Origin of the sequence: Nostoc sp. JL33 (genome assembly GCF_017114985.1) — a bacterium.
Taxonomy (GTDB): domain Bacteria; phylum Cyanobacteriota; class Cyanobacteriia; order Cyanobacteriales; family Nostocaceae; genus Nostoc.
In genome coordinates, this window is the sequence record NZ_JABXKP010000008.1 from 101,032 (window position 1) to 116,684 (window position 15,653).

General features: G+C 45.2%; 17 protein-coding genes and 1 pseudogene. 9 read left to right on the forward strand and 9 right to left on the reverse strand.

Features of this window, described 5'->3' with window-relative positions:
* Window positions 1–70: 70 nt before the first annotated feature.
* The 8 genes from dnaK (at window position 71) to HWQ23_RS01560 (ending at window position 8,672) form a co-directional block, all read left to right on the forward strand.
* Entirely contained in the window at window positions 71–2,029 is a 1,959-nt protein-coding gene (dnaK, locus tag HWQ23_RS01525; RefSeq protein ID WP_292822994.1) for a molecular chaperone DnaK, read from the forward strand.
* Between the two features lie 310 nt (window positions 2,030–2,339).
* Window positions 2,340–2,543 carry a hypothetical protein gene (locus tag HWQ23_RS01530; protein ID WP_292822995.1) on the forward strand — a complete coding sequence of 68 codons (204 nt, stop codon included), beginning with the start codon at window positions 2,340–2,342 and terminating at the stop codon, window positions 2,541–2,543.
* A 205-nt stretch (window positions 2,544–2,748) separates the two neighbouring features.
* Window positions 2,749–3,879 (forward strand): molecular chaperone DnaJ, encoded by a 1,131-nt coding sequence (gene dnaJ / locus HWQ23_RS01535; protein WP_292822996.1) that lies wholly within the window; start codon window positions 2,749–2,751, stop codon window positions 3,877–3,879.
* On the forward strand, window positions 3,879–4,136 hold the full coding sequence (locus HWQ23_RS01540) for a sulfurtransferase TusA family protein (RefSeq protein ID WP_292822997.1): 258 nt from the start codon (window positions 3,879–3,881) through the stop codon (window positions 4,134–4,136). Before dnaJ ends, HWQ23_RS01540 begins: the two co-directional genes overlap by 1 nt.
* Window positions 4,133–5,242 (forward strand): small ribosomal subunit biogenesis GTPase RsgA, encoded by a 1,110-nt coding sequence (rsgA, locus tag HWQ23_RS01545; RefSeq protein ID WP_292822998.1) that lies wholly within the window; start codon window positions 4,133–4,135, stop codon window positions 5,240–5,242. Before HWQ23_RS01540 ends, rsgA begins: the two co-directional genes overlap by 4 nt.
* 136 nt (window positions 5,243–5,378) lie before the next feature.
* The gene (locus tag HWQ23_RS01550; protein WP_292822999.1) at window positions 5,379–6,185 is read left to right on the forward strand and encodes a Uma2 family endonuclease; all 807 of its coding nucleotides are present in this window, start codon (window positions 5,379–5,381) and stop codon (window positions 6,183–6,185) included.
* A gap of 44 nt (window positions 6,186–6,229) precedes the next feature.
* Window positions 6,230–6,799 (forward strand): Uma2 family endonuclease, encoded by a 570-nt coding sequence (locus HWQ23_RS01555; RefSeq protein ID WP_292823000.1) that lies wholly within the window; start codon window positions 6,230–6,232, stop codon window positions 6,797–6,799.
* Between the two features lie 283 nt (window positions 6,800–7,082).
* Window positions 7,083–8,672: a glycoside hydrolase family 57 protein gene (locus HWQ23_RS01560; RefSeq protein WP_292823001.1), complete on the forward strand. Its 1,590-nt coding sequence runs from the start codon at window positions 7,083–7,085 to the stop codon at window positions 8,670–8,672.
* 83 nt (window positions 8,673–8,755) lie between these two features.
* Here HWQ23_RS01560 and HWQ23_RS01565 read toward each other — a convergent pair whose 3' ends face one another.
* Window positions 8,756–9,142: a hypothetical protein gene (locus HWQ23_RS01565; protein WP_292823002.1), complete on the reverse strand. Its 387-nt coding sequence runs from the start codon at window positions 9,140–9,142 to the stop codon at window positions 8,756–8,758.
* A 220-nt stretch (window positions 9,143–9,362) separates the two neighbouring features.
* Between HWQ23_RS01565 and HWQ23_RS01570 the strand changes: the two genes are divergently transcribed.
* Entirely contained in the window at window positions 9,363–9,560 is a 198-nt protein-coding gene (locus HWQ23_RS01570; RefSeq protein WP_292823003.1) for a DUF6887 family protein, read from the forward strand.
* A gap of 81 nt (window positions 9,561–9,641) precedes the next feature.
* On the opposite strand, the gene HWQ23_RS01575 is transcribed toward HWQ23_RS01570, so the two are convergent.
* From HWQ23_RS01575 to petC, 8 genes and pseudogenes are all read right to left on the reverse strand, one after another.
* The gene (locus HWQ23_RS01575) at window positions 9,642–10,328 is read right to left on the reverse strand and encodes a Uma2 family endonuclease (RefSeq protein ID WP_292823004.1); all 687 of its coding nucleotides are present in this window, start codon (window positions 10,326–10,328) and stop codon (window positions 9,642–9,644) included.
* A 16-nt stretch (window positions 10,329–10,344) separates the two neighbouring features.
* Entirely contained in the window at window positions 10,345–10,566 is a 222-nt protein-coding gene (locus tag HWQ23_RS01580) for a cupin domain-containing protein (RefSeq protein WP_292823041.1), read from the reverse strand.
* Window positions 10,567–10,713 (reverse strand): hypothetical protein, encoded by a 147-nt coding sequence (locus tag HWQ23_RS01585; RefSeq protein WP_292823005.1) that lies wholly within the window; start codon window positions 10,711–10,713, stop codon window positions 10,567–10,569. It lies immediately after the preceding gene.
* A gap of 30 nt (window positions 10,714–10,743) precedes the next feature.
* Window positions 10,744–11,811, reverse strand: a complete 1,068-nt coding sequence (locus HWQ23_RS01590; protein ID WP_292823006.1) for an SDR family oxidoreductase — start codon at window positions 11,809–11,811, stop codon at window positions 10,744–10,746.
* 646 nt (window positions 11,812–12,457) lie between these two features.
* Window positions 12,458–12,544: pseudogene (locus tag HWQ23_RS33340) on the reverse strand (hypothetical protein); the annotation flags it as partial.
* 227 nt (window positions 12,545–12,771) lie between these two features.
* Window positions 12,772–13,722: a pentapeptide repeat-containing protein gene (locus HWQ23_RS01595; RefSeq protein ID WP_292823007.1), complete on the reverse strand. Its 951-nt coding sequence runs from the start codon at window positions 13,720–13,722 to the stop codon at window positions 12,772–12,774.
* A gap of 221 nt (window positions 13,723–13,943) precedes the next feature.
* Window positions 13,944–14,945: a cytochrome f gene (petA, locus tag HWQ23_RS01600; RefSeq protein ID WP_292823008.1), complete on the reverse strand. Its 1,002-nt coding sequence runs from the start codon at window positions 14,943–14,945 to the stop codon at window positions 13,944–13,946.
* 164 nt (window positions 14,946–15,109) lie between these two features.
* Window positions 15,110–15,649 carry a cytochrome b6-f complex iron-sulfur subunit gene (petC, locus tag HWQ23_RS01605; protein ID WP_292823009.1) on the reverse strand — a complete coding sequence of 180 codons (540 nt, stop codon included), beginning with the start codon at window positions 15,647–15,649 and terminating at the stop codon, window positions 15,110–15,112.
* Window positions 15,650–15,653 lie beyond the last annotated feature (4 nt).

Here is a 15,653-nt window from a genome sequence, read left to right on the forward strand (position 1 = left end):
TTGGTTCATAGCAAAAAAGTTAGCCCGCGATACATTACAGTAGAAAGACTCAGTAAAAATACTGCTAAATATGGGAAAAGTTATTGGGATCGACTTAGGCACTACTAACAGTTGCGTCGCAGTTTTGGAAGGCGGTCAACCACTTGTGATCGCCAGTTCCGAAGGTGGACGAACTACTCCAAGTATTGTGGGATTTGGGAAGAGTGGCGATCGCTTGGTTGGTCAATTGGCAAAGCGCCAAGCCGTAACCAATGCCGAAAACACAATTTACAGTATTAAACGATTCATCGGGCGGCGTTGGGAAGACACTGAAACAGAACGCGATCGTGTTCCCTACAACTGTGTCAAAGGACGAGATGATACTGTTGATGTCCAAATTCGCTCAAAGAATTACACGCCACAAGAACTATCCGCGATGATCCTGCAAAAGCTCAAGCAGGATGCGGAAAACTTCTTGGGTGAGGAAGTCACTCAGGCAGTGATCACCGTACCAGCATATTTCACAGATGCCCAAAGACAAGCAACTAAAGATGCTGGCACGATTGCTGGACTAGAAGTCCTGCGAATCATCAACGAACCAACAGCTGCGGCTTTAGCTTTCGGATTGGAAAAGCAAGACCAAGAGCAGCTAATTTTAGTATTTGACTTGGGAGGCGGTACCTTCGACGTATCGATCCTGCAACTTGGGGATGGCGTTTTTGAAGTTAAGGCGACTTGTGGTAACAACCATTTGGGTGGAGACGACTTTGATAATGCGATCGTGCTTTGGATGATGGAACGCTTCCAGCAAGAGGAAAAAATCAGCCTTTCCCAAGATAAGATGGCACTGCAACGCCTGCGGGAAGCAGCAGAAAAGGCAAAAATCGAACTCTCTAGCATGGTGAATACCTCCATCAACTTGCCGTTTATCACGGCTGATGACACCGGCCCAAAGCATCTAGAGATGGAACTCAGCCGCTCTAAATTTGAAGAACTCGCAGGGAAACTAATTGAAGCGACCATCGAACCAATGATTCAAGCGCTCAAAGATGCGGATCTCAAACCACCAGCCATAGATCGGATTATTTTGGTAGGTGGTTCTACCCGTATTCCCGCAGTTCAAAACGCGCTAATTAAGTTTTTTAATGGCAAAGCCCCCGATCGCTCCATCAACCCTGACGAAGCCGTAGCATTGGGAGCAGCTATCCAAGCAGGTGTGTTGGGTGGCGAAGTCGATAATCTCTTACTATTGGATGTCACCCCTTTGTCCTTGGGAATTGAAACCTTGGGTGAAGTGTTCACCAAAATCATTGAACGCAACACCACAATTCCTACCAGTAGGTCACAAGTTTTTTCCACAGCAGTTGATGGGCAAACCTCAGTGGAAATTCACATCCTCCAAGGTGAACGGGCAATGTCACGAGATAACAAGAGTCTCGGCAAGTTTCTGCTAGCAGGAATTCCCCCATCTCCCCGTGGTGTACCGCAAATTGAAGTATCCTTTGAAATCGATGTCAACGGCATCCTGAAGGTTTCTGCCCAAGACAAAGGTACAGGTAGAGAACAGAGTATCCGAATTACCAATACAGGTGGCTTGAGTACCAACGAAGTCGAACGGATGCGCCAAGAGGCCGAACTGTTTGCCGAAGAAGATAGGAAACGTAAAGAATTGGTTGATATCAAAAATCAAGCAGATAATCTGTTGTTTAGTTACGAATCCACCATCAAGGAGAATGGCAGCTTTATCGGCGAGCAGATGAAAACCTTGGCCAGTGAAAAAGTTTCACAACTCCAAGCTGCCATGATTGACTCCAGTATTTCCACAGTGGAATTTAAGCAGCGCTTAGACGACTTCCAACAAACCCTGCTTGCAATTGGTGCTGATGTCTACAATCGAGCTAACAGCCAAAGTGATGAGATTGAGGAGGCTTCAGCTAATCTCTTGACCCCAGAAATGGACTCACCAATGAATGGCACACTAATACCACAATTCAACTTTGATTTTGACGAAGAAAGTACTGCACAGGCTGATTATGAGGCGATAGATTAGGGATTGGGCAATTCAATGCAAGGATTTTGGATTTTAGATTTTGGATTAAATTTCAATTCTTTAATCCAAAATCTAAAATCTAAAATTCTTACTCCCCATTACCCCTTATCCCTTATCCCCAGAGGGGGCCCCACCTTCCCTTATCCCCATAGGGGGGCCCCACCTTCCCCACTTTTCACTCCCCATCTAATATAAATATATTGATTAGAAATTTTGCGAAGTTTCACAAGACCCCGGCGGTTTGCTAGATTGTAGAAGCAAATTACTTTGGGCTAGGCAGTGTGCCAGTTCAAATGCACTTCCATTGCATATGGGTGGTTTTCCACACCTAATGGTGCGGCTAGCCCCTCTGGTTGATGGGCGGGGTTTTCCTCTGCTACGTAGCACAATTGTAAAAGAGACAGCCGACTCGGCAGTGAGAAGTCTGAGCAGAGGCTTACAACCAGCTCCTAACTTCTATAGCTTTTGTCGTCTTGCACGAGGAAAGCAGCTGTTGCTCAAGATTGGTTGGTGATTTTTGTAAAAGGTAAAGGGTAAAATCAGTTATTAACAAAAATTAATTTTATCTTCTGCCTGACCTCCGGCAAGCCGCCCTCTGAAGGACACTGCGTTGCTCTTCCAGAGCTTTAGGCATAACGCCTTCCCGTAGGGTAGCAAGTGACCGTGAGTAGCGTTCTACTGCCTTCTGCTTTCTTCCTTCTAACTTTTACCTTTGCTATATGGCCCGCGACTATTATGAAATCCTGGGTGTCTCTCGTGACACCGACAAAGAAGAAATCAAACAAGCCTATCGCCGTTTAGCCCGGAAGTATCACCCAGATGTGAACAAAGAACCGGGGGCGGAGGATCGCTTTAAAGAAATTAACCGCGCTTATGAGGTACTCTCGGAACCAGAAACTCGCGCTCGTTACGATCGCTTTGGGCCAGAGGGTGTGTCAGGTGCTGCTGGCGCGGGCTTCCAAGATGTCGGCGATATGGGCGGTTTTGCCGATATCTTTGAAAGCATTTTTAGTGGCTTTGCTGGCGGTATGGGAAGTCCCACGCAGCAAAGACGGCGCAGTGGGCCTGCCAGAGGCGATGACCTGCGGTTAGACCTGAAGTTAGACTTTCGGGAAGCGGTATTTGGCGGTGAAAAAGAAATTCGCATTTCCCATCTAGAAAATTGTGAAGTCTGTAGCGGTTCTGGTGCTAAACCTGGAACCCGCCCTCGGACTTGTTCGACTTGTACCGGATCGGGTCAAGTACGCCGTGTCACTAGAACACCCTTTGGCAGTTTCACTCAAGTCTCGACTTGTCCCACCTGTAATGGAACAGGGATGGTAATTGAAGATAAGTGTGACGCGTGTGATGGTAAGGGCGCAAATCAAGTCACCAAGAAACTCAAAATTACCATTCCGGCTGGAGTGGATAATGGCACTCGCTTACGGATTTCTAGTGAAGGAGATGCTGGTCAACGTAGTGGCCCTCCTGGGGATTTGTACGTTTACTTGTTTGTGAATGAGGACGAGGAATTCCAACGGGATGGTATTAATATTCTCTCGGAAATCAAAGTTAGCTACCTGCAAGCGATTTTAGGTTGTCGGTTAGAGGTAGATACGGTAGATGGGCCGGTGGAACTGATTATTCCAGCTGGAACCCAGCCCAATACGGTGATGAAGTTGGAAAATCGCGGCGTACCCCGTTTGGGTAATCCCGTCAGTCGTGGGGATCATATGCTGAACGTATTAATTGATATTCCTAACAAAGTCACCCCAGAGGAGAGGGAACTGTTGGAGAAGCTGGCTAAAATTAAGGGAGATCGCACTGGTAAAGGTGGTCTAGAAGGATTCTTGGGAAATCTATTTAAGTGATGAAGCCCTCTTCTGTTTTAACTCCTGATGCTCAACTGGATTTACGCGGCACCCCTTGCCCAATTAATTTCGTGCGGACAAAACTACGTCTGGAGAAAATGCCATTGGGAGGTTTGCTAGAAGTTTGGCTAGACCCAGGTGAGCCAATTGAGCAAGTTCCTGATAGTCTGACAATGGCAGGTTATCAGGTGGAACAAATTACAGACTGCACTAGTTATTTTTCTCTGTTAGTGCGCCGTCCAGTTGCTGACCAATGACAGGGGAAAATTTTGCCGCAACTGGACAGTTATTGGGTACGGTAGTTGCTGTACAGGCTAATTTTTACCGAGTACAGCTGGATCAAGAGGATGGGGAGATAAGGGAGATGGGGGAGCAAAATCCTCCTCATCTTCCTTATCCCCCCCTCCTGCTTTGTACCCGGAGAACACGCCTGAAAAAAATCGGGCAACAGGTGATGGTAGGCGATCGCGTTGTGGTAGAAGAGCCAGATTGGGCTGGGGGACGCGGAGCGATCTCTGAAGTTTTACCCCGCCAAAGTGAATTAGATCGTCCAGCGATCGCTAATGTCAACCAAATCCTCTTAGTATTTGCTGTTGCCGATCCGCCTTTAGAACCTTATCAACTGAGTCGGTTTCTAATTAAAGCTGAGTCTACTGGCTTGGATGTACTTTTATGCTTGAATAAAAGTGATTTAATTTCACCGCAAGAACAGCAACAAGTTAGCGATCGCCTACTTGGTTGGGGCTATGAACCGATATTTATCAGCGTCAAAGATGGTATAAATACCGACCAAGCAGCCAGATATTTGAGCAATAAAATTACCGTAATCGCTGGGCCTTCCGGCGTTGGCAAATCCAGCTTGATCAATTCGCTGATTGATTCTGCCAAGCTGCGAGTGGGAGAAGTTTCTGGCAAACTGGCTCGTGGTCGTCATACCACTCGCCATATAGAATTATTTGAGTTACCTAGCGGTGGTTTGCTTGCAGACACCCCCGGTTTTAATCAGCCTGACATGGATTGTAACCCAGAAGAATTAATCCATTATTTCCCAGAAGCAAGAAAGCGGCTAGCAGTTGCTAGCTGTCGGTTTAGTGATTGTCTGCATCGAGACGAGCCTGAGTGTGTGGTGCGGGGAGACTGGGAACGATATGAACATTATTTAGAATTTTTGGACGCTGCGATCGCTCATCAAACCCAGCTGCACCAACAAGCTGATCCTGAATCTACCATGAAGTTAAAAAGCAAAAGCAAAGGCAAAGGGCAGAGTCAATACGAACCCAAGTTAGAAAGTAAAAAATATCGCCGGATTTCCCGAAAGACTCAGTTACAGGACTTGCAGGAATTATATCGGGATGAAGAATAAGGGATTTCCAACAAATAAATTATCTAATCTTGTGGGGTGGACATCTTGTCCGCCTTTGACTATGGGCGGGCTTTTCGGCCCACCCCACAAGAAGTAGGTCACGATAGCATGGATACAAATAGAAAAACTATCTTCTATGTCTCAGCCCCTTGCTACCACCCCTAGTTTACAAGCTGTCACTGAGAGTATAATTTTCCCACCAGGTGATATCTATAGTGACGAACCCCCGTTGGAATCTGACTTACACCGCGAACAAATTGATTTACTTATCCGCTTGATTAAGTGGTGGTGGCGCGATCGTCAGGATTTTTATGCTACCGGCAACCTGACTATTTATTTCAGTACGGCAGTCGCCTCAACGGGGGGAACCCCCGCACAGCGCTGCCTCCCTAACCAGAAAAAATCAGAAGAATTTCGAGGCCCTGATTTCTTTGTGGTTTTAGATACAGAAAAAAAAGACCGCAAAAGCTGGGTTGTGTGGCAAGAAGACGGCAAATATCCCAATGTGATTATTGAGATGTTATCTGATTCCACTGCCTCGGTTGATAAAGGTTTGAAAAAGCAAATTTACCAGAATACATTTCGCACTCCAGATTATTTCTGGTTTGACCCAAATAACCTAGAATTACAGGGATTTCACATAGTTGATGGGCAATACCAAGAACTTGTACCCACTGAGTCAGGTTGGTTGTGGAGTCAGCAGCTAGATTTGTATTTAGGAGTTGAATCTGGTAAATTACGTTTTTTTACCCCAGATGGGCATCTGGTAATCTTGCCAGAAGAAGAAGCAAACCAACAGTTGCAACAAGCAAATCAACAGTTACAGCAAACAAATCAACAGTTACAGCAAGCAAATCAACAACTCGAACAAGAACGTCAACGGGCTGCAATATTGGCAGAACGCTTGCGAGCCGCAGGTATTGATCCTGAGCAAATATTCTGAAAAATAGAATTTTATCTCTAAACTAGGCATGAAAAAATAGTGCTATGAACCAAACAATATCCGATAAAGTCCGTTGGACAACCTCAGACTTAGAACTACTCCAAACTGACGAATGGAAGCGCTATGAAATTATTGATGGAGAACTATTTGTGACTAGAGCGCCTCACTGGAAACATCAGCGAACTGCTGGTAATATTCATTTAGAATTAGAAATTTGGTCTCGTTCCAGTAAATTAGGTGAACCTATTACAACTCCCGGCATAATTTTTACAGATGCCGATAATGTCATACCCGATGTAGTTTGGATTAGTCATGAGCGTTTAGCACAATTGCTAGATGATGAAGGGCATTTGAGAGGAGCGCCAGAACTGATTGTAGAAGTGCTTTCTCCTGGGACAACCAACGAACGTCGAGACCGAGAAGCCAAGCTTAAACTATACTCATCCACAGGAGTGCAAGAATATTGGATTGCAAATTGGCAATTACAGCAGCTAGAAATTTATCGCAGAGAAGCTGCCCAATTAAAACTGATTGCAACCTTGCTGGCTGATGACGAAATCACATCACCACTGTTACCAGGTTTTGGCGTTCGAGTTCAGCATTTTTTTGGATAATTCTGGCGTAGGCGTAGCCCGCCGTAGGCATCGCTGATCAAAAAATAGTAGGGGTAATCATAGACGTCACGAAATGAACTTGATCAACATAGAGATAAAAGGGTCAAATCTACAAATTGATTTGGTTAGAGATGAACAGTTAACATGAAGCAGCAGCTTAAGCGTTCCTTTCATGTGAAAAGTTGACACTCGTATCTTCACGATCCCCATAAAGTCTTAAAATATTGTTAATTTCTGCCCAACCTCTCGACCTTCAACTTACAAGTATCACCCCAAAATCACTATGGCTATCGGCTACGTCGCGCTTGTACTCCACGCACATCTGCCCTTCGTTCGTCACCCGGAAAGTGACTACGTGCTGGAGGAAGAATGGCTCTATGAAGCCATCACAGAAACCTACATCCCCCTATTGAAAGTATTTGAAGGCTTAAAGCGAGACGGTATCGACTTTAAAATCACGATGAGTATGACACCACCTCTAGTGTCGATGCTTCGTGACCCTCTGCTGCAAGAACGCTATGACGCACACTTAGCTCAACTAGAACAACTTATACAACTAGAAGCAGAACATAATGTCAATAACGGACATCTTCGTTATTTAGCCGAACATTACGCTACTGAGTTTAAGGAAGCGCGTCAGCTATGGGAACGCTACAAAGGTGATTTGGTGACAGCTTTTAAGCAGTTCCAAGACAGTAACAACCTGGAAATCATCACTTGCGGCGCTACCCACGGCTATTTGCCGTTGATGAAAATGTATCCAGAAGCAGTGTGGGCGCAAATTCAGGTAGCTTGCGAACATTACGAGCAGAATTTTGGACAAGCACCCAGAGGCATTTGGTTGCCTGAATGCGCCTACTATGAAGGTCTAGACCGGATGCTAGCTGATGCTGGGTTACGCTACTTCCTCACTGATGGGCATGGCATCCTTTACGCCCGTCCGCGTCCGCGCTTTGGCACTTATGCCCCAATTTATACAGAAACTGGTGTTGCTGTCTTTGGTCGAGATCATGAATCTTCCCAACAGGTATGGTCTTCTGAGGTGGGCTATCCTGGGGCGGCGGAATATCGGGAATTTTACAAAGATTTGGGCTGGGAAGCAGAATATGAGTACATCAAACCCTACATCATGCCCAATGGCCAGCGAAAAAATACGGGCATTAAGTATCACAAAATTACTGGACGCGGCTTAGGACTGTCAGATAAGGCACTCTACGATCCTTATTGGGCTAAGGAAAAGGCAGCAGAACACGCTGCTAACTTTATGTATAACCGAGAGCAGCAATCTGAGCATCTCCATGCTTTAATGGGGCGATCGCCAATTATCGTTTCGCCTTACGACGCAGAGTTATTTGGACATTGGTGGTATGAAGGCCCTTGGTTCATCGATTACCTATTCCGCAAGTCGTGGTATGACCAAGGAACCTATGCAATGACCCATTTAGCAGACTATTTGCGAGAGCAGCCAAATCAGCAAGTCTGTCGTCCTTCGCAGTCGAGTTGGGGTTTCAAGGGTTTCCACGAATATTGGTTGAATGAAACGAATGCGTGGATTTACCCCCATTTGCACAAAGCCGCAGAACGCATGATTGAAATCTCGCACCTGGAACCAGAGGATGAATTGGGGTGGAGAGCATTGAACCAAGCGGCGCGGGAATTGTTATTAGCACAATCTTCTGACTGGGCATTTATTATGCGGACGGGAACAATGGTACCCTATGCAGTTAGACGGACGCGATCGCACCTGATGCGGTTCAATAAGCTCTACGAAGACGTTAAAATCGGCAAAATTGACAGTGGTTGGCTAGAAAAAGTCGAGTTAATGGACAATATCTTCCCGGAAATCAACTATCGCGTCTACCGTCCGTTATAGTTTCACAAAAAGTAGGGTGGGCAATGCCCACCTTATAGGGGTTAAATGAGTACCCCATAACCCCACAATTTTAAAATATACTCTTAACGACTACAACTAATGGATTGAATACCATTAGTTGAAACTGAAACATTTACTTTATATTCTGCTGGGCATATTTCAATTGAGTTACCTTTTATAAGTTTGATTTCCTGTGAAAGCTGGCAACTTGTAAACTGTGCTTTATCATCAAAAGATATACCTTTTTCGGCTTGGCACTCAAAATTAGATGACCCGGAACTGGGGCTGGAAACCTGTACGTTCATATCTTGGCCAAGAATGCAACTTGCCAACGAACCATTTTCATAATTACTAATTGTCCCAGCTTCACATACAACTGACGCTTGAGCAGGCAGAGAAACAGCAAAATTGATTGAAAATAAACCTAAAGAAGAAGTTAAAACTGCCAAAACTTTATACGAGAATTTCATAAAAAATACTGATTAGTAGAATAAAAGTTGTTACTTCATTTATACTTTATTGCTCTTAAACACTGATACAGCAAAGATACTGATCTTGCTTTAAAATTTCTCTGAACAGTTTAGCTATCTGCTTATTTCGATTTGACGGCAAAACCGGAGAAGTTTAGATTCTATCTGCGGAAGAACTGCAAATTATTGTTTATCCCGAATGGCGAATGGAAGTTTGTCCATGAACCAGAATTATCAGCAAATGAGTTTTACAGAGTTGAGAGCTTACGTTGTGGAAAACCACGAAGACATCGAAGCTCTACGTTTTTTGATGAGCAAACGTGACCCTAATTCTAAAGGCTATTCAATGCCTTTAACAGAAGCTGATATGCAAGCTCAGATGCAAATCATCAGGCGCAAGATTAACAAAGAGCTTTGAGATTATTGTCTAACTTCAGTAATCATAATTAGGGTGGGTAAATCATACTCACCCGATTATTTTATTAACACTGTCGGTTAGCTAAAGGTTATCTGGATCAATATTTAATTCTCGAAGTTTAGCAGCTAATCTTTGCGCTTTCTCTTCTGCGGCTTGTCGTGCAGCTGCTTCCTCTTCATGGGTTAAGAGTATTTGACTCGTAGCTGGATTGTAAAAACGGAGTTTTCCCGCTTCCAGGCGTAACTCTAACCCCAAAACTTGACTGAGTAGGGATACAGTACCATTTGGCAGGGTATTGGCTGCTACTGGGAAATAATTCCCATCGACCAAGTGTAAACCCTGGAGTTGGGGATTGAGATAATCGCCTGTGGGGTCATATTGAAAATATTCACGCACTCCCAGAAAGGCGTAAATTCCTTTCTTTGCACCTTGGTCTTTGCTGCGGGTGGTTTTTGAGGTAATCTCTAAAACAAAATCTGGGGTTTGATTATTTTCTTCCCAGGTTTTGTAAGAGCGTCTGTCACGGTTTTCTACGCCAAAGACTACAAATACATCTGGTGCGACAACCGATTCTGGATAACCTTTTTCGTAGTAAATAAATAGATTACCAGCGACGTATACATCTGGGTGATTTTGAAAATAAATTTCCAGCACAGTGGTAGCGTATACGAGACACTTGCGCTGTAAATCACCTTCAGCCATTGGCTTACCGTCCTCATGTGGGTACTCAATCGGGGTAACGGGGATATACTCTATTGAGACTGTCACGGGCTAATACCTCAACTCAACTAGGGCTAGATTTAATACTATCGCTCAAAATCCTGTCGCCATAACTGGGAGGTTGTGAAATCACTAGAAATTCTAAATTAGATTCTCCTTCATTGAGCATCTGATGAGGAACATTAGGTGGAACTTCTACACCTTCGTGTTGGGAAAGCACTTGGCGGGAACCATCGATTTCTAAGGTTGCCTTTCCAGACAAGATAAAGAAAAACTGGTGCCGCAGCTACGCCCGTCGTAGACATCGCTGGTGATAATGTCTGACTTCTGAGGTTCCTGGCGGCATTAGTTCTTGAATTCGAGGTTCAGCGGCCCGCGCGGCAGGTTCGCTGCAACCGCTGGTTAGTCGGAGTTCCTGTCGTTCGGCACCCATAAAACGCTACCAGTGCCATCCACCGAGGTTCTACGGAATCAACCGATCTGCGCGTAGTTGCTCGAACAGGTCAAAAAACGACTCGTCCGTTTTCTGGTATATGGAGAAGCCGAGTTTGCGGCTCTTCGACATGTCGGTCATGACCTCAATCGGACGCCCAAGATCAAGATCGGTGTGCCATGCAGACGACAGACGGCTCAGATCCGGCTCGGCGAGGTCATGCTGCTTTGCGATCTCGCGCCAGAGAGCATCTTCATTCGCCATTTCGGCTTCGAGCGGGTGGGTTGTGCCGTCGAACCCGATGGGATCGATGCCGAACCAGTCAGCCAGCCGCCCCCACAACCATATCCAGCGGAAGATGTCGCCATTGACGACGTTAAACGCCTCGTTGTGGGCCGCTTCGGTCTTCGCCGCCCATACTAGATGCTTCGCCAGCACCCGCGCGTCGGTCATGTCGGAGATGCCCTTCCACTGCGCTTCAGAACCTGGCCAACGGAACGGGCGCCCGGTTTCCTTGCAGATCGCGGCATACACGGCCAGCGTCGTGCCGAGGTTCATCAAATTGCCGACCGCCTTTCCAATCACAGTGTGAGGGCGATGAATGCTCCAGGTGAAACCGTCACGGGCGGCGGCGGCATAGACCTCATCTTCCTGAGCATAATAGAAATTTTCGATGTCGAGCCGGGGATGCTCCTCGCGCAATGGAGTTTCTGGCAGCGATCCGCCCCTGGCGTATGCATCGAATGGCCCGAGATAGTGCTTGAGGCCGGTGACGAGGGCGACGTGCTGCACTGAGTCCTTCGGTGACAGAACATCCAGTATATTGCGAACCATCGTGCCGTTGACCCTGACGTTCTCGGCCTCGGTCGCATTACGCATCCACGTCGTGATGAAGATGTGCGTCGGGGCAATGTCTGACAGCGCAGTTTTCAGGCTAGCTAGATCGAGCAGATCGGCAGCAACAGGACGTAACCCTTCCACCCCTTTTTTAAGATTTCGGGCCAACCCATAGGTCGTCCATCCATTGGCGATCAGTTCTCTGGCAAGATTGCTGCCGATGATGCCGCTCGCGCCCACAACTAAGGCTGTTCCATCCATGTCGTGTCTCCAGTACGGAAATTTTCTATAGCAATCCTATTGAAGTTGTAAAAATTATCGAACCGCCTTCGTGCTTCGCGTCTCGAAGAGAAGCCGCCTTCTCTTCGAGACACTAGGTAAACAGCGCAGCCTCTCGTAGAGAAGAGCGCCAAGAGAAGAAGGAAAGAAGTTCACGAATCCTTTAGGACTGCTATATGTTACATGCAGATTTGGATATTGTACAAAATTTTTCCATATAACTACTCTTTAGAGGGTGATTATAGGGAAAAATTCCATATAATCTTTGGTGTTATGCAGAATTTTATTTTTATGTACAACATCCTTAGAGAGAATATTAAACGGAAAAATTCTGGATAAAATTGCTTGGGAAAGTCGCCCAAAAAAGCTGCTGGCTGGAATATATGCAGAATGTTAATTGACATACATCAGGATGTTTAAAACACTAGTAGATTACTTATTAATAGATTTTATTTAAACACTTATTCTTCCATAAAATATTTTTGAAAAAGGTCTATTTTGTTTGTGTTTTTAAAGCATTTACGCTCAAATACTAGCAGTTAAGCCCCAATTTTCTAGGTTTTGTGTAACTAACATTAAAAAAGACAGGCAACAAGCCTGTCCTACAAGTAATGATTTAGCAAAGAATTTAGAAATTCATCTCAGCAGCTTGGACTTTCTCAACCTGCTTCTTCTTCAGCACCAGCATAACTTGAGCTAACATCACAAGAGCAATAGAAAGTCAAGAAAAAGGCTCATGATAATGCCTTCATCTTCATTAGCTTCATAAACATTAGACATCTCCATAAATTAAATATGCGTTACCCAGAACCCTTGTAGAGACGTAGCACTGCTACGTCTCTACATTCTTTTTCGGAGATGTCTATTAGGGACTTCCATAAGTTAATATAAATATTTTTGACTAAGTACATATCCTGCCAAAGGTAATTTGGATATAAATATCTAAGTTTCATGCATAGTTTCTTCGTCTTCAACCTCTTCTTCCGCACAACTATCATCGCGTATAGTCCCATCAGGCATAGTGGTATTACAAAAAATAGCCATTCTCGTCTGGGCGTCAATTAGGCTAGCTTGCTCAACGTCTGCGTCGGTCAAATCCGCATAATCTAAATCTGCACCTTCGAGATTGGCTTGAAAGAGGGACGCACCACTGAGGTCAGCACCATTCAAATTAGCTTGGCTTAAGTTTGCTGTACTCAAATCGGCATCGCTTAAATCAGTATTTCTTAGATCCAACCCTTGCAGTTGAGCGCCAGCAGCAATCTGTATAGCTCCTTGAGCTACTAATATTGGGTAAATCTCATCGCTAGACAAAGTTCTTGGAGACTGTACTGGATCTGGTGGAAAAATACAATTGTCGAATATTGTCTCTGAGTCATAGATACACCCATTCAATGTCACATAGCTCAGATCAGCTTGACTTAGGTCGGCTCCTCTGAGCGTAGCTCTCTCCAAAGACCCCGATGTGAGATTAATCCCCTTCATGTTTGCCCCTCGGAGGTTTGCATGACTAAACAAAGCAGAGAAAGCTGTTGCACCTTCAAGATTGGCTTCTCTCAAATCAGCATCGTTCAAACTGGCTTCCAGTAATCCTGCACCCCTCAAATCGGCATTACATAAATTTGCTCCTGACAGAATTGTTTCACCCAAATCAACTTTAACTAAACTAGCACCCTCAAGATTAATCCCTTCTAAATCAGCGAGATCCAATCGCGCACCATCTAGAACAGCACCTTCTAAATTGGCATTCCGTAGATTGATGGTGTATAGCATAGCATCCCTGAGAATAATTCCTGGTAAATCAGAATTTTCTAGATCGTTTCCTTCGATGCTAATTCCTGTGAAGTCTCTTTCACCAGCAGCATAACGTTGAATTAGTTCCCTAGCGTCCATAGTTAGTTGGCAAATTACATTGACTTATCAACAGATTTTTTTATAAACACTTATTATCCTATAAATTATTTTTGACAAAGGTCTATTTTGTTTGTGATTTTAAAGCATTTACGCTCAAAGTTTACTAGCAGTTAAGTCCCAAAATTCTAGGGTTCGTGTAAATAACATATAAAAAAGACAGGCAAGATGCCTGTCCTACAAATAATGATTTAGCAAAGAATTTAGAAATTCATCTCAGCAGCTTGGACTTTCTCAACCTGCTTCTTCTTCAGCACCAGCATAACTTGAGCTAACATTACAAGAGCGATGAACGCAATCAACCATTGAACTCTAGAAGCGTCTTGCAATACGATTTCTGCATCATGTTGACCGAATCCACCGACATTCGGGTTGCTGGTCAAAGCTTCACCAGTCTTAACCGCTTGCCCTTCGGAAACAATCAGTTCTGGCCCTAAAGGAATCGTATCAACGACAACATCACCAGATTCAGGTTGGATGTTGACTAGATATTTAACGTTACCGTCTCCATCTTCTTCTTTGGCAATCTTGCTAATTGTGCCAGTAGCAGAAGCGTTGTAAACAGCGTTGTTGCTTTTTTCGCCAGTGGGATAAACTTGTCCGCGTCCCCGGTTAGCACCTAAGTGAACTGAATATTTACCGAAGTGGATGTTTTTGTCAGTTGCGGGGTTGGGAGAAAGAACAGGGAAGACGATTTCCTGATACTGTTCACCTGGTAAAGGGCCGACGATGACGACGTTTTCTTTGTCTTCGCTGTAGGGTTGGAAAGGAGTGTCGCCAACTTCTTTTTTAAGTTCCTCGGAAAGACGATCTTCGGGAGCAATCTTAAAGCCTTCGGGTAGCATCAGCACAGCGCCGACGTTCAAGCCAACCTTAGAACCATCAGCACCAACTTGCTGGGCGCTCAGATCGTAAGGAATTTTCACCACAGCTTTGAATACAGTGTCAGGTAGCACCGATTGGGGAACTTCCACTTCTGTAGGCTTGGCTGCTAGGTGACAGTTGGCACAAACAATCCGCCCGGTTGGTTCGCGGGGGGATTCGGGATAGGTTTGCTGTGCCCAAAAGGGATAGGCGGCAGCTGATTGGGGAAGGGCTAGATCGCTGGTGAAGTAAAATGTCACAGTAGCGATCGCTATGAGCAATGTTTTTATGATCGCTCTAGCACTGCGAGTTAACCTCGCTCTTAAGAAAACATTTCTCATCTCTAATAAGGGCAACGATTGAATTAGTCATTAGTCATTGGTCATTGGGCATTGGGCATTGGGCATTGGGCATTGGGCATTGGTTTCTGCCAACTTCCTCACTCCCTCACTCCCAACTCTCTCACTCCCTCATCCCTTACTCAGCACTCATAACTCAGCACTGATTAAGACCACCAAGGTGCATCACCTGTGCGGAAGTCGGTTTCAGTCCAAGGGGTCAAAACGATTTTGTCGTCGTTTACTTTGGTATGGGCTAAAGGCAAAGACAGGGGTGCTGGGCCCCGAACAACTTTACCAGTTTCGTCATACTGGGAACCATGACAAGGACATTTAAACTTGTTCTCTGCAACGTTCCAGGGGACAACACAACCTAAGTGGGTGCAGATGGCGTTAATCCCATAATCTTTGATCGCCTCTTTGCTGTCTACCACAATATAGGTAGGATCTCCCTTTAGCCCTTGGACTAGGTTGCGATCGCCTGTATTCCGGTTTTCTAGAAATTTACTGACGCTAACATCGTTACCTAACTCGTCTTTTGCCGTTGCACCACCACCAGCAGCACCACTAACAGGTGGAATAAAGTACTTGACAACGGGATACAATGCACCCAGAGCTACTCCAGTGACAGTCCCAAAAGTGAGCAAATTCATGAACTGACGACGCCCCATATCGGGCACGTCTGCTGATTCAGAAAATTGAGCCATAATC

Bases quoted from the DNA above. Each gene is read 5' to 3' on its own strand.
- dnaK (WP_292822994.1), top strand. From the start codon at position 71: ATGGGAAAAGTTATTGGGATCGACTTAGGCACTACTAACAGTTGCGTC.
- HWQ23_RS01530 (WP_292822995.1), top strand. From the start codon at position 2,340: ATGGGTGGTTTTCCACACCTAATGGTGCGGCTAGCCCCTCTGGTTGAT.
- dnaJ (WP_292822996.1), top strand. From the start codon at position 2,749: ATGGCCCGCGACTATTATGAAATCCTGGGTGTCTCTCGTGACACCGAC.
- HWQ23_RS01540 (WP_292822997.1), top strand. From the start codon at position 3,879: ATGAAGCCCTCTTCTGTTTTAACTCCTGATGCTCAACTGGATTTACGC.
- rsgA (WP_292822998.1), top strand. From the start codon at position 4,133: ATGACAGGGGAAAATTTTGCCGCAACTGGACAGTTATTGGGTACGGTA.
- HWQ23_RS01550 (WP_292822999.1), top strand. From the start codon at position 5,379: ATGTCTCAGCCCCTTGCTACCACCCCTAGTTTACAAGCTGTCACTGAG.
- HWQ23_RS01555 (WP_292823000.1), top strand. From the start codon at position 6,230: ATGAACCAAACAATATCCGATAAAGTCCGTTGGACAACCTCAGACTTA.
- HWQ23_RS01560 (WP_292823001.1), top strand. From the start codon at position 7,083: ATGGCTATCGGCTACGTCGCGCTTGTACTCCACGCACATCTGCCCTTC.
- HWQ23_RS01565 (WP_292823002.1), bottom strand. From the start codon at position 9,142: ATGAAATTCTCGTATAAAGTTTTGGCAGTTTTAACTTCTTCTTTAGGT.
- HWQ23_RS01570 (WP_292823003.1), top strand. From the start codon at position 9,363: ATGAACCAGAATTATCAGCAAATGAGTTTTACAGAGTTGAGAGCTTAC.
- HWQ23_RS01585 (WP_292823005.1), bottom strand. From the start codon at position 10,713: ATGGGTGCCGAACGACAGGAACTCCGACTAACCAGCGGTTGCAGCGAA.
- HWQ23_RS01590 (WP_292823006.1), bottom strand. From the start codon at position 11,811: ATGGATGGAACAGCCTTAGTTGTGGGCGCGAGCGGCATCATCGGCAGC.
- HWQ23_RS01595 (WP_292823007.1), bottom strand. From the start codon at position 13,722: ATGGACGCTAGGGAACTAATTCAACGTTATGCTGCTGGTGAAAGAGAC.
- petA (WP_292823008.1), bottom strand. From the start codon at position 14,945: ATGAGAAATGTTTTCTTAAGAGCGAGGTTAACTCGCAGTGCTAGAGCG.
- petC (WP_292823009.1), bottom strand. From the start codon at position 15,649: ATGGCTCAATTTTCTGAATCAGCAGACGTGCCCGATATGGGGCGTCGT.